Consider the following 13,968-nt stretch of genomic DNA (forward strand, 5'->3'; position numbering starts at 1 on the left):
TGTTCCTTGTAACTTGTCCACCATATCAGTTCATTATAAAAATCTTAGATTTTTGTCTTGACAACTGAGCCACTATACAGGCTGGTAGCATGGCATTGAAATTCCAGATTTGCAGAGCTTAGCCTTGCAATATTTTGTTCTTGATTTTTTATTAGGTCCATATTTCTTTCGAAGATCTGAAGATAGAGGCTTATAATGTGAAGGCATGCAAAATAAATCAATATGAAAAGAAACAGTACCCCCACTTCGTCAACAGGCATCTCTGCAATACTGTTATCCCATCTGTTATGCGGATACTGCCGGGCGCATATAATAATGCAGGACACAAATGTACAAATTTTTAACCCCCAATTTTCACTTGCCAGCATCCCACAAGTACTGCCAGCCGCTAAGAATACCAGCAAAGGAAATATTTCATCGCCAAGGGGATATGTTACAACCGTTATCATTACTAAAACAATAGCAGTCAAGGCATTTCTGGTATTTTTTTTTGTTATCGGGATAATTAAAATCAATACGAAAACAACGATTGACAAAATAATAAATGAGCTTCCCCAGATATATTCCAAAAAGTGCTTCTTTTTTATTATGAAAAAAACAATTTGTACAATAACTAGGCTTATGCTGAATAGATAATAAATAATATTCTGGTCTTTTTTCATTAAACCCCTTCTCTTTTATCCAGTTCACACACACCCATAACAGATGCCTGAACGGGTAAATCCAGGACAAAAATATTATACCCTTTTCTGGCATACATTTCAAATAGGCTTTCCAAGATTGATGCCTGCGTCGTATTACCATAAATTATAATATTTGTAATATCCTTCAATTCATCCAGCTTTGCAAGCACACCCTTAACGATATCCGCATGAATGATTCCTTCTAATACGTTCATCCTTTCTGAAGCCGATGTATCGGAAAAAATCTCCAACGTTCTAACTAGGTATAATGCTCGGTTTAATCCATATTTTTCCAGCAGCCGTGCGCCCATTCCGACTTCATTCACGTTTATCTGACAGTCATTTTCACAGACAGATGCGCCTATAAAAGTATGTTTTGTAATTGCATCGAACAATTCACCCGATATGCAAGAAAAAAGGTCATTTACTGTCCCATTCTTAACAAATGCAGTCTGCGTATGTGAACCTGGAAGTACGAGAGCATAATTATATATCTTATTCATAACCGCCCATTTGTTTACCCCAAATATTTCCATCTCTTCACCACGGATATTGTTAACGTCAACACACTCATCCGGACTCACACGTAAGTTTTGACCGCACGTTTTCATTCCAGGGATTAAAGTGAGATCTTTTCCAATTTCGTTTTTAAGATTGTAAGTGACCATGTTATTTCTAAGCACTTCTATGCCTGCCGGCAATGAAACGTGCTGTACTTCATACAGACCTGATCTGCTTGTAATCATTCCTGATGCATATACCCTGTAAATATCCTTATTTAAAATTTTTATTTTACTCAATGCAGTTTGATATAATGCCTTTAGGAGCTTTTCATATTGCAATTCGCCGTGCACAGCATCCCGCGTCCCTTTTTCAACTTTTTTTTCATAGATAATATGTCCATTGTTGATGATGTATATACGGGTATTTGTAGTACCGCAGTCAAAGTATGCTATCATCTTAAACACCTCCACACATCGCCTTTAAAGCAATCGCTTTTTCTCTAATCGTATTTCTCTTATGTAACGAAGCATTTTCCCTGTTAACTAATAATGACCCGATTCCCAGACAGCTCGCTCCAGCAGCTAAAAATTCCTTTGCATTTACCTCTGAAATACCGCCAACTGCCATAATTTTCAGTCCTGACAGCGGAGCCAGAATATCCTTAATATAGCGTGATCCCAGTGCTGAACATGGAAATACTTTTACCATATCCGCACCGTTCTTTTCAGCCTCATATATCTCTGTCGGAGTCATCGCACCGGGAACCGACACAATATGATGCCTGCTGCAGGCTTTGATAAGATTGATGTCTAAAACAGGAGACAATATAAAATCCACTCCCAATTTTGAAGTGCAATTGAACTGCTCTTCTTTCAAAATAGTGCCCGCCCCGGTAATAAAACCTCTCGATTTTGCTATTTTTATCATATCCGCATAATTCGTTGTATTCACACTTATTTCTACACAATTGATTCCGCCTTCCCGTAATTCTTCTATTACATCTAGAAATTCTGCAATTTTTATATTTCTAATAATTGCTATGAGTTTCTCTTTTTCTAATTGTTTTAGCACATATTTTCTTTTATCATCCATTCAATTTCCAGCCTCCCCGGATTAATACCTCATTAATCTTTTTATCCAACTCTTTCATGACAAGTGAAGCTTCCAGTTCATTCTGTAAACCAGTCCTTATGATATCATTTATAATTGCAGCTATTTCGAATGCCTCCGGTATATAAAAATATTCAGGTTCAACAGCACGGTCTATAATCGGTTCCATACATCTAATCCAAGGCTGAGCCTTTTGCACGTTTGTATCTTGGACAGTCGACCTCCTCATCGGGGTGGTTCCGTATTTCATACATCTGTATTTGTCGAATGTCTTAGAGGCTAAAAATTGTATACATTTCCAGGAATTATTAATATTTTTTGCATTTCTAGGAATAGACCATGACAGCCCACCGCCATAACCAACGCCGCGGAATCCCTTTTCTCCGGGAATCTGTTCCGTTTCGATAGTATCGTATACTTTAGAGGAATTTCTATCATAAAAGTCTCCCGGCATAGTAAATGAAGTTACATTGATCTGCATAGCGATTTCACCTTGGAGCATTTTTTCTTTTCCGATTTCTAATGTCGTATCCAACGCATCCTTTGGCATAAATGGCAGTAAATCCTTGATTAAGTTATAAGCTTTTATTCCTTCCGTGCTATTTGCACAAGAGGTTATGCTACGTCCCCCGACAGTCCCCCTAAACTGTTTCCCCCCTAATGAAACCAGCCGATTGTACCAATCGAATATGGGGAAAAATCCTTTTGTATTTCCATAAATTGTTGCTCCATAAACTCCACTTTCTGAGGAAGTGATTTTTTTTGCAGCTTCATTAAACTCTTCCCACGTCTGAGGCACCGGGATATGGTATTTGTCTAATATGTCCTGCCGATAATTCAAGACAGCACCTCCCGAATGTGCGCCCGGTATAGCAATCAATCCGGAGCCCCGTGCTTGCCCCGGCATTTGTGTTTTTTCATTGTACCAGGCATTATACCCCAAATAATTTTCAAAGAAATCTCCGTTTAACCCTTCTATCGTGTCATAGGTTGTTGCCTTGTTTTCAATTAGCCCACCCAAATCTAATATTCCTCTTTTTTCTACTACCTGCTGGATCCAAACCGGCGCAAAGGAAATAACATCATAAGTAGAGGCTCTTTTTTTCATGTCCTGTGTTACTGTTAAGAGAAAAGGTTCTGACTTCAGACTTTCAACACATATTTCTTCACCGAGATAATTTTCTAACTCACGGCTCTTGTCAAGAATCGGTAAATCATCAAATTCTCCATAATTAACTGCAATTTTCATAGATTTTCTCCTATAAATTATAAACCCTTTTCGCCGTGCCGCCTAAGATCATATGTTTTTCTTCCTCTAAGATATCTAATTCCATTATCATTTCCGGAGTCATCATGTCATCCATGTTATCCGTTCCATATATTATCCTGTCTGCTCCCAGGACTTTTACCATTCTACATATCAGTGTTCTCCAGTCAACTTCCGGGTAAACCAGAAATGAACACAGCCATGGAATTCCTGCAAGATCCACGTATACGTTTTTATTCCGAAGTGCTATCATAATACCATCCTGGAACCAATTTCCGCCCGCATGACACATCATGATCCTTAATTCTGGAAACCTATGTGCCAATTCATCAATTGTCAGCGGCATTGTTGTAATGTATCGGTCAATGTGCTGCACCGGTGAAAATCCTGTATGGAATGCAACTGTAATATCCAGGTCAATACATTTCTTATAGAAATCAATCAGTCTGGGATCATCGGCACTGATGTTATAATGCCCCTGATGGATCTTTACTCCTTTAAAGCCATTTTGAACTACAAGTGACTCTAATTCCTTAACTGCCCTTTCCTCCAATGGGTTCAGGCATGCAATTCCATAAAAATGCTCCGGATATAATTTTATAATTTCTTTGATCCATTCCTGCGAGGTACGATTTTTATACCCAGTCACAGGTGATACCGCCCCATAATAGAACCCACTCTCAACATCCGGCGGCATGGCCATCATAACCTTTTTTTGAATTTGCAGCTGCTGCATTTTGGAAATAATATGCTCTGCCTGCCTGTGAAGCAGCCGCTGTTCTTCCTCAAAATTTGAAGGCAGCTCATTTGCCGTCATTTTCTCATCCCGCAGGGGATGCGCATGAGCATCTATTATTGTGGTTAATCTGATACTGTGATCCATTATTATTTCCTCATTCTTTCTGATATGCTTTTAAGATACCGGCCATAAGCTCTAAGTCCATTCTTGCTTCGCGCACATTTGTGACAGGCTCCAAATTATTACAGATACAATTATAAAAATGTAATAGTTCATTTCGAAATGCCTCCTGGTAAGAAGTCTCTATTTTTTCTTCGACGACCATATTCCCCTCCATCCTTTTTACAGTAATCATCGTGGGGGCATTCTTTAAATATGGATTCGGAAATTGTACATGGACGGTCTGATCCTCTCCGTAAACTACAAACTCTTCGTCAAACCATTTGTGATTTGTATACCCCACCTCCAGAAACGCCCGCGTCTTGTCACCATATACCATTGCTGCTTCCAGTTCATTGCCCCCGTTCCAGATGTCACAATACGAAACACGTTCCGGATCGCCCATAATCGCGCGCAGCATTGCAATGTCGTGTGCTCCTCCTGTCAACAAATGGTAGTAATACTCTGTTGGTATATCTCCTGTTGCCGCATCCATACCCTCCCAAAACTCCTGGTTCAGTTTGTTTTTTAAATCCGCATCTACATCTGTTCTTCTTACCGTTTCTAATATTTCATTTTGAGATCTGACAAGACCGTCGCAATAGTCCCTGAAACGCAGCATTCTGATAGACTTCATCTGAGCAATGATATCGGCCGCATACAGAAATCCCGGATCATATCTTTTCATCTCGCCTATCATAAAGACAATATTCTCCTCACATACCGCTTCTTCTATTCTCTTTGCCTGGTTAACATTCTCACATAATGGTTTTTCAACAATAACATGCTTTTTATTTCTAACTGCCTCTATGCAGACTTCCGTATGACATTGATTCAGAATTACAACTGCCTCAATTTCTGGATGCCGGATCAGTTCCCTCCAGTCATCAAAAACATATGGCGCCTGATATTGTTTTGCACAATGTTCTGCAGCCCTTCTTGAGATATCCTGTACCGCCACCACTTCGTATTCTTCTAATTCATGTAAATACGGCAGCCATTCCATTTGAGCAATTAACCCGCAACCGATTACGCCTGTTTTTATTGTTTTCATAAGCTTGTTCTCCTTTCCTTTAGCTTTTTACCGCTCCTGCCATAAATCCTTTTAAGAATATTTTACTAAACGGCACGAATATAATTAAAAGCGGAATAAAATTCAGTGAGCATCCGGCCAAAAGCCTTCCCCACTGCTGATCAGTATGAGACATATATCCCGCCAATGCTAGGGGTATTGTCTTTTTAGAAGACGAGTTAAGCAGGATTGCAGAAAATGTATATTCGCCCCATGAATAAATCAGTGCATACATCCCCGCCGCCAATAATCCTGCCGCACAAAGTGGAAGAATAATCTTCACAATAATCTGAATGCGGTTCGCTCCGTCTACCCTTGCAGCATCTTCTATCTCCCTTGGAATAGCATCGATAAACGAACGGAGCAACCATGTACAGAATGGTGCTACTAAGGTAGTTTCCACTAGAATCAGACCCAGGTGTGTATCAATCAGCCCCATCTGCGTAACCACATTATAAATCGGCACAATTGTTAAGATTGTTGGAAAAACATACATAAACAGCATGCCCTTAGCAATAAGCTCCTTGCCCTTAAACTGATATCTTGATAATCCATATGCTCCAAATATTGCAATTACAAGCGACAGAAAAGCAACTCCCAGAGAAACAATGAAACTATTCTTCAAGTTCATTCCAAACGCCGTTGCTCCACTCTTGCTGGTTAACAATCCAACATAATTACGGAGCGTGACATTCGTCGGCAGAAGGCTCACTTCGCCAACCATGATGGTTCTTTCATTTTGAAAAGATCCGAGAATTACATAAAGGAATGGGAATACCGTACAGGCTACAATCAGCCAGACAATTACATTCTGCAACGTATTTTTCTTCTTTCTCATAGACCCCTCCCTAATCCTCATTTGATTTGTAAACAAACCGGAAAAAAATCATTCCAAGTCCAATCAGAACAAAGCCAACAACGCTTGCCAACGAAACCGACTGTCCGACATTAAACTCGCTGAATGCTTTTTCATAAATCATCAGCGGAATGGTATATGTGGAAAAGGATGGCCCGCCCTTCGTCAGCATATAAATCAGAGAATAGTTGCTGAATGTCCAAACAAAACCCAAAAAGCCCAGAAAGCCCACTATTTTCCCTGTTAAAGGCATAATAAGCCTTTTTAGAATTGTCCATCTTCCCGCTCCATCCACGCGCATTGCTTCATACAGCTCTTCTGGGATCGTACTCAGCGCTGCCAAAGACAGAAGTACCCCAAAAGGGCAGAACTGCCAAAAATTAACAATAATCGTTGTAATCAGCGCTGTGGCAGGCGAGCCTAAAAAGTTAATACTTCCTATCATACCCAAGGAATGCAGAATACCATTTATAACGCCGATCTCCGGTTCTAATAGCCATTTGCTTAGCATTGCCGCTCCAACAACCGGTGTAAGCCAGGGAATAAGTAAAAGTCCCATTGCTATTCCCTTCCCCAAAAATTCTCTGTTTAGAAGAATCGCTATAAAAAGCGGCACAATGGTGTTTAAAACGATTACGCCGACAACCCATATCATTGAATTTCTTAAAGCAATGAGAAAATGTTCGTCTTGAAATATTGTTCTATAGTTCTTCAATCCGGCAAAGCTCATTTCACCAAACCCATATTTAGTCTCAAAAAAAGATAATGAAAACCCTTTCAAAAACGGATATAGCAAGAAAATACATACCATAATAAATATAGGCAGCAAGAATAGATATCCAATTTTTTGATTATTCTTCAAACCAGTCACCTCCGGAAACAGAATTTGCTGGAAGAAGGCTTCCAGCAAATCCCATATTTTTAATTTGACAGTTTCTCCATTTCGGATTGTGCCCAATCCACAGCTTCATCAACTGGTACGTCCTCCAAAACGGCCTTTTGAACCATATCTGAAATAATTAACGAATTATAGATTTCTGCCAGGTTAGAATTTACTGCACCATATTTATTTCCCAACGCATACCCCTTCTTTGTATTATCCAAAGCGGTCTTGGCAAACTGCTCGTATACGTCTCTGCTCTCTGATCCCTCGGCAAAATCAAAGTTCTTTAACGGGAAATATTCCTCTTCAAAATATCCGGACTGAACTAATTCGGCCCCTGTTTCTGTTACTGGCAGGAAGAATGCAGGCTCCATCGCTACAGTCAGAAGCCAGTTGTTTTCCGGCTCCATACAGAATTCCAGAAACTTCTTTGTTGCTTCGTAATGCCCCTCTTTTTCCATCGCATCCTTAAAGCAGAGTATGGCGAGATTCGTAACTAATGTATCTGTTTCCTGATTTTCCAGCCCGTCTGGAACAGGCATGGCAACAGAGGCAATATCAAAGTCTTCACTTTCAAAGAATTTTGATAAGTTCGGAGAAGCATAATTAATCATTGCAAGCTTTCCTGCCGCCCAGTTGTTTTCCAATTCTCCCCAGGACCAGGAACTGCTCGCCTCCGGAGAATATTGGGCCAGCTCTTTATAAAACTCTAATGTCTCCTTCGTCTCTTCTGTGTCAAAATCAACCTTTCCATCCTGATCAAAAATATCTCCACCTGATTTTACTAAAAATGAAGCAAACATATCTGTTGTAAGCGATACCCGCCCGGTGGTAATTCCGGCGCCATATACCTCCGGTTGTCCATCTCCATTTTTATCAACCGTCAGTTTTTCAGCACACTCCAGCAGTTCAGACCAGGTCTTTGGCGCTTCTTCAATTCCTGCTGCTTCAAACATACTCGGACGGTACATTAATACATGAGAAATCTTCTGAAAGGGCAGAGCCCAGTACTTTCCATCGGCCTTAAAACTCTTCAAAGATACGTCGTAAATAGTTTCTTTCTCATCTACAGCCCCGACAATCTCATCCATCGGATATAGCCCGCCTGCTTGGTATGCCGCCTGCCAGTTCGTATCCTTTGTGACATTCATGTCGGGCGTCTCACCGCTGCTAATGGCGCTTAACATTTTCATCTGGTCATCATCCCACTGAACCACTTCTTGTGTAACCGTGATTCCCGGATTCGCCTTCATAAACCTGTCGATCACAGCCTGAAACGCTTCGATTCGTTGATCCGTTGCCTCATGCTGCCAAATTACAAGATCTACAGTATTGTTTGAACCGCTTTCTTTACGGCTGCTATTATTCTCGGGTGTAGCGGCACAGCCAGACAGTCCCAGTATCAAACCCGCTGTCAGCAAAATTGATATAACTTGCTTTCTCATATGATCTTCTCCTTTACTCTCCCTATCCGATCTGGCCGCCGTGGCCGTCTCTTCCCCACAGTTCCCGTGCTTTCATACCTTCCCTAATAGACTGTTTAGTAACCGTCTCGTTGCCTGCGCGTTTTAAACAATCTTCAATAACTCCCTCAACGCATTCCTTCGGAATTATTAATACCGCGTCCGAGTCGCCAAAAATGAAGTCACCCGGATTCACCAATACTTCTCCCAATTGGCCATGCATCCACAGAGGCTCATTTCCCTCCAGCATCTGCCAATGCCCTTCTGCACAAATCGGAAAAGTGTCTGTACAAAAGACAGGGATGTTCTCTTCTAAAAATCCCTGTGTATCCCGAACGGGTCCATCACAGACCAGTCCCTGCATTCCAGCGTATTTCCAAGTCATTCCCAGAATATCCCCCAGCACGGAAACCTCCGTATACCCCGGCTGTACGCATACAATACAATTGGGATGTTCCTCTACCATGTCTGCCACGCGCACCCACATGCCACCCAAGGGCCCGCGGCCTGCTCTGTCAAATTCTTCATCCAAAGAAACGGCTTTCACATTCCCCCTGACAGTTAAAGCCGGCCCTGCCATCTTCATATCTCTTAAGACAGGCTTGACCTCTTTCCTTAATATTTGGTTTCTAAGGCCATATTTAAAAAACAATGCGTCATAGACCAGGGGCGAATTGAACCGTTTTAGCTCTTCACAGAAGTGATCAATCTCCTCCTGACTGAATCCTCTTTTCTCTTCTTCCATTCCAATCTCCTCCTTTTTCTTTTTTGCCGGCATTATTTTATATAACAAATTATATGGATCACCTCATTTTTGTACAAGATAACTAAAGTAAGAAGCTTTAGAGTACAAAAGTACTGAAAAAAAGCAAGTCATAAAGACCTGCTTCTTTTTGATTGGAAGTCTATATCAAATAAAATCTTTTTGTGTCTTTGTTACCCCCATTCTTCTAATCTCACATAATTCACATATCCACCACAGTGCCTTTCCGCTCCCTCACGCATATCTTCTAACCCGAAGCTCCACCCCTATGGATTCCGCCAGTTCCCTGCTTGCCTCTATCTCCTCCTCCGGCAGTACATCCACTACAGTCATCTTTACCTGAGGAATCATTTTCTCACACTCCCCGGCAAATTCCAGCAAGGCCTCAAATGCATTTTCAAAATTAGGCCGTGTAACCCGGGTATACTCTTCTTTTGTAGGCGCATTTAGGCTTATGGATATGGAATCCGCCACCTCCGCCAGTATGGGGACTATATCTTTTCCATGGTACAGATTACCCAGCCCGTTAGTATTAATCCGTACCAAAACGCCATATTTTTCTTTTGCATACTTCGCGGATTTTACCAGATTCTCCAGCGCACAGGTCGGTTCTCCATACCCGCAGTATACCAGCTCTTTATAACCCTGAAAATCAAACTCATCCATAGCCGCAATGATTTCTTCCAAAGAGGGATCCTTTTTATGCCAGAGGGTCTCCGCATCCCCTACTCCGTCCTCGTGGCTGCGAATGCAGAATTCGCACCGGCAGTCACATAAATTTGTAATATTGGCATACACCTGGTTCTTATACGTATATAAAATATCAGCCATCTCATTTACCTCTTAATCTAAATATTTTCAAACCTAATAACTGTTATCGCCATCAGCACAGATGCAGTAATTTCTGCGTCTTATCCTTTACGCGCGCCTTATCCATCGCTGCTGCCAGCGCAAGGAAGATCACCGCGCTTCCGCCGGACTGCACCGCGCTTCCGGCCAGCGATGCCAGCGGAGCCACAAAGGAACCAAACAGAATCCCCTCTGCCAGATAATATCCCGCCGCGGAGATGACCGCAGCAATAAATGGGGCCGCGATATTTCTGGGAGCCATAATCCGGCCTTCCCTGCTTGTAAATGGCAGTGTAATCAGCATTTTTATAATAATTGTGGCAGGCGCCCACATCGGTGCGGTAAGCAGATCCGCCATTCCCCCACCGATCGCTGCGGCAGCCAACGCGTACGGCCTGGGGAGGAATACCGCCCCCAGATAGATCAGCGCATCCCCAAAATGAATGTATCCGCCGTTTGCCCCGTAAGGGATATGGCAGATGTAGGCTGTCATAATCGTAATCATAGCTGCAAACAGACCGGCTGCCGTTATTTTTAATGTATTATTCCTCATGTGTCCCACTCTCCTTAATTAAACTAATTCTCTCTGTATGTTCTAAACTCATTAAAAATACTGTTTTTCATTTATGAGCACTGCTCGGGAAGCAGCATACCAAGGTACTGTTCATAATCCACACCATCATTGCGCGGGATGCCTTCCCTCACAGAATCTGTGATTGCCCGTTCAATAAAAGCTCCGGCAAGTTCTATACTGGCGGATATCTCGTCTCCTCTCGCCATCCCCGCCGCAACAACGGACGCGAAGAGATCACCCGTCCCGGAATAACTTCCCCCGATATATGGAAACGCGGAAAAACTCTTCTTTCCTCCGCTTACCGCCAGATTTCCCATTTTCACAACACCGTCCGTTGCGTCCCGGAAATGTATGCCCGTCACCACTACGTTCTTCGGTCCCCTCTTCATCAGATTTGCGGCCATCTGCTCAACTACAACAAGCAGATGCTTCTCATCGGTTAATTCCCGGATCATTCTGAAGTCCGTATCTGTCAGGAGACAAAGCTCTGTCAGGTTGGGCGTCACCACATCGGCCTGGAAAACCAGCTCCTTCATGAGGCTGCACAGTTTTTCTGTAAACATGGTATACACTTTCCCATTATCCCCCATCACCGGGTCTACCAGAAGAAAGGTCTTCTTCCTCCTGAACGTATCCAAAAATTCAAATATATTTTCAATCTGCCGCTCACTGGCCACAAATCCTGTGTAGATTCCGTCGAACCGGGCGTCCATCTTTTTCCACTCCCGCCGGAAATACTGCATCTTATCGGTATAGTCATCGCAATAGTAACTGGGATATCCTGTCTGTGCGCTCAGAACCGCCGTAGGAAGCGGACATGGCTGTACTCCCATGACCGATAGCACAGAGATGGCGGCCGTAAGGGAGCAGCGCCCAAATCCCGACAAATCATTGATGACTGCAATTTTCTTAGTCATAATATTCCCTCATTCCTTTCTGCCCCAGAGCGTGTCTGAAAATTGCTTGTTGCAAGATGTTCTCCCAGTTTACGAGGTATTTACTGCCAAATTCAGGAGGCGTAGTGGGCTACGCCCTCTGTATTTGGCAGTAAATAGACCGTGAAGTGGGGCGGCATATTGCGGCAATGAATTTTCAGACACGCTCCAGGCTCTACATGCCATGATAGCACATGACTGGTTTACTCTAAATGTCCAGTTATGCATATTTTAACCAGGCCACTTAAATTCTCAGAACACCGTCTGCATCTCCCGAATGGTTTTATGTATAGGAAATCCCATCGGAATTTACTGTATCACCAAAAAAGGTTCCTCCGACTCCCGGGTACGGGATTTCCCCCGTTCCTGTGTCAGAAGAACCTGTTTTATTTTTTTATAGCTGCGAGCACTTAGTGGCCGTATTTCGGCCGCTTAGGTGCGATGCATATGGCTTCTATAGCCCGATCATCCCAATTACCGCGCCTTTGGATACTCCGTACAGAGCAGGCGGTAAGGCTTTTCATCCTCCTCTATTTCCGGAAAACGTCCGATCGGCTCATAGAAGCAGTTATCATTTTCATCATCATTACACATGGATACTTCTCCCAGTAATACGGAACCGCCGGTCTCCGGAACAATGAAATCATGATACATATATGGAGTAATCGTAATGCTCTGGCCTGGTTTTAAACAGATCTTCGTCCCCGCAGGAACCACTTCTGTTTTTCCGTCCGTATGTACGACAACATCTGTATCCAGCATAGATTTGTCTTCCGCTCCATTGTACACAGTGATATAGATGTCGTTTCCACCGCGGTTTATGATGTCTTCCATCTTGTTCCAGTGATAATGCATCGGAGCAGTCTGCCCCTCGTACAGCATTAAAAGCTTTTCCGCATACGGCTTGGGATATTTATCCGGCATCTTTTGATTCCCGTTTCGAATCGTAAGAAGAGAGAATCCCACCTTATCAAAATTACCAAGGCCATAATCCGTAATATCCCAGCCCAGACAGTTGTCACGGATTTCATCGTATTCATGGCCAATGTCCTGCCACTCCTCCGCAGTCAGCTTTGCGAACGGCGGAATCTCGAACCTGTGTTCTGCAATTAACGCCTCCATGTCCTTGATCACTGCATTGATTCTTGAACGTTTCATACTATAACCCCATCCTTTCTATATCCAAATAGCAGGGCACCTGGTCCCTGCTATCTGTTATTAAATATAGCAAACTTATATCTTATACTCTGATAGAATCATCTCAGGCCTGTCTGCCTGTTTTATCTTTATCCAGTCTTCATTCGTAACAAAATTCAAAAGTGCGTCAATCGTTGCCATTACGTTAGTCTGCGCATAGTCTTTGTAGTAGTTGAAAGGTTCCTCTTCCCCGCTGGACAGCAGTACATAATCTGCAAGCTCCGAGACCGGAGATTCCACATGGTCTGTAATAGCAATGATCTTAAGCCCTTTTTCCCTGGCCAGTTCCATTCCCAAAACTACGGGTTTTGACGTGCCGGATTTTGAGATCGCTATCACAATATCTCCCGGATCCGCGAGGTTGATATGGTTCATAAAAAATTCCGCTGAGGCTTCAAAGGTACTTCTTATTCCAAGCCTTCCCAGCCGGAACCCCATATACTTTGATACAGAACAGGTATTACCGATTGCTATAATATGTGCCACATTGCATATTTTTAAGAGGTTCACACAGTTCCACATGGTTTCGGCATCTATTCTCCTGCCAATCGCTATCAGCTTCTCTGCATAATCGTGGAACAGTTTTTCTATTGCCCCGCTGCTCTTCGGAATCACGATGCCTTCGTACTGCTTTTTCCCCAAGTCTCTTGCCAGAGTAATCCGAAACTGATAATATCCTGTATATCCGATATGATGGCACATACGCACAACTGTAGCATCGCTTACCCCGCTCTGTTTTGCAATCTCCGATACATTGGAGTCCACTGTTTTCTGTGGGTTTTGCAAAACAAAATCCGCAACCTTTTTTTCTGCTGCAAATATTTCCCCATACTTTTCTTTTATGACATCAAGGACTTCCCTCTGTAAAATATTATCATTTTTCAAAGCTCTCTACTCCATATACTTGTTTCGAT

General features: G+C 42.6%; 15 protein-coding genes. All 15 read right to left on the reverse strand.

What is annotated here, in order from left to right:
* Positions 1-44: 44 nt before the first annotated feature.
* Positions 45-662 carry a hypothetical protein gene (locus tag GKG43_RS05560; protein ID WP_129878859.1) on the reverse strand — a complete coding sequence of 206 codons (618 nt, stop codon included), beginning with the start codon at positions 660-662 and terminating at the stop codon, positions 45-47.
* Positions 662-1,642 carry a 2-dehydro-3-deoxygalactonokinase gene (locus GKG43_RS05565; RefSeq protein WP_050639024.1) on the reverse strand — a complete coding sequence of 327 codons (981 nt, stop codon included), beginning with the start codon at positions 1,640-1,642 and terminating at the stop codon, positions 662-664. Before GKG43_RS05565 ends, GKG43_RS05560 begins: the two co-directional genes overlap by 1 nt.
* Before the next feature lies 1 nt (position 1,643).
* Positions 1,644-2,279 carry a bifunctional 4-hydroxy-2-oxoglutarate aldolase/2-dehydro-3-deoxy-phosphogluconate aldolase gene (locus tag GKG43_RS05570; protein ID WP_050639025.1) on the reverse strand — a complete coding sequence of 212 codons (636 nt, stop codon included), beginning with the start codon at positions 2,277-2,279 and terminating at the stop codon, positions 1,644-1,646.
* Complete coding sequence (locus tag GKG43_RS05575; RefSeq protein ID WP_050639026.1) at positions 2,272-3,546, reverse strand: extracellular solute-binding protein; 1,275 nt, start codon at positions 3,544-3,546, stop codon at positions 2,272-2,274. The genes GKG43_RS05570 and GKG43_RS05575 overlap by 8 nt, the downstream gene beginning before the upstream one ends.
* Before the next feature lie 10 nt (positions 3,547-3,556).
* On the reverse strand, positions 3,557-4,447 hold the full coding sequence (locus tag GKG43_RS05580) for an amidohydrolase family protein (protein WP_129878860.1): 891 nt from the start codon (positions 4,445-4,447) through the stop codon (positions 3,557-3,559).
* Between the two features lie 10 nt (positions 4,448-4,457).
* Positions 4,458-5,516, reverse strand: a complete 1,059-nt coding sequence (locus GKG43_RS05585; protein WP_050639028.1) for a Gfo/Idh/MocA family oxidoreductase — start codon at positions 5,514-5,516, stop codon at positions 4,458-4,460.
* A gap of 19 nt (positions 5,517-5,535) precedes the next feature.
* Positions 5,536-6,372: a carbohydrate ABC transporter permease gene (locus tag GKG43_RS05590; RefSeq protein WP_050639029.1), complete on the reverse strand. Its 837-nt coding sequence runs from the start codon at positions 6,370-6,372 to the stop codon at positions 5,536-5,538.
* Positions 6,373-6,382: 10 nt separating this feature from the next.
* Positions 6,383-7,348, reverse strand: coding sequence for a sugar ABC transporter permease (locus GKG43_RS05595; protein ID WP_129878861.1), 966 nt, complete (start codon positions 7,346-7,348; stop codon positions 6,383-6,385).
* Positions 7,312-8,718: a sugar ABC transporter substrate-binding protein gene (locus GKG43_RS05600; RefSeq protein WP_129878862.1), complete on the reverse strand. Its 1,407-nt coding sequence runs from the start codon at positions 8,716-8,718 to the stop codon at positions 7,312-7,314. The genes GKG43_RS05595 and GKG43_RS05600 overlap by 37 nt, the downstream gene beginning before the upstream one ends.
* A 22-nt stretch (positions 8,719-8,740) precedes the next feature.
* Positions 8,741-9,481, reverse strand: a complete 741-nt coding sequence (locus tag GKG43_RS05605) for an RraA family protein (RefSeq protein ID WP_173020080.1) — start codon at positions 9,479-9,481, stop codon at positions 8,741-8,743.
* Positions 9,482-9,733: 252 nt separating this feature from the next.
* Positions 9,734-10,330 carry a TIGR04100 family radical SAM protein gene (locus GKG43_RS05610; protein ID WP_050639033.1) on the reverse strand — a complete coding sequence of 199 codons (597 nt, stop codon included), beginning with the start codon at positions 10,328-10,330 and terminating at the stop codon, positions 9,734-9,736.
* Between the two features lie 52 nt (positions 10,331-10,382).
* Positions 10,383-10,901 (reverse strand): TIGR04002 family protein, encoded by a 519-nt coding sequence (locus tag GKG43_RS05615; RefSeq protein WP_050639034.1) that lies wholly within the window; start codon positions 10,899-10,901, stop codon positions 10,383-10,385.
* A 71-nt stretch (positions 10,902-10,972) separates the two neighbouring features.
* Positions 10,973-11,839, reverse strand: coding sequence for a pyridoxamine kinase (locus GKG43_RS05620; RefSeq protein ID WP_050639035.1), 867 nt, complete (start codon positions 11,837-11,839; stop codon positions 10,973-10,975).
* 492 nt (positions 11,840-12,331) lie between these two features.
* Positions 12,332-13,015, reverse strand: coding sequence for a D-lyxose/D-mannose family sugar isomerase (locus tag GKG43_RS05625; protein ID WP_050639036.1), 684 nt, complete (start codon positions 13,013-13,015; stop codon positions 12,332-12,334).
* 75 nt (positions 13,016-13,090) lie between these two features.
* Positions 13,091-13,939 (reverse strand): MurR/RpiR family transcriptional regulator, encoded by an 849-nt coding sequence (locus GKG43_RS05630; protein WP_050639037.1) that lies wholly within the window; start codon positions 13,937-13,939, stop codon positions 13,091-13,093.
* Between the last annotated feature and the right edge of the window lie 29 nt (positions 13,940-13,968).

The organism is Eubacterium sp. BIOML-A2 (genome assembly GCF_009680135.1).
Lineage (GTDB): Bacteria > Bacillota > Clostridia > Lachnospirales > Lachnospiraceae > Faecalicatena > Faecalicatena contortus_B.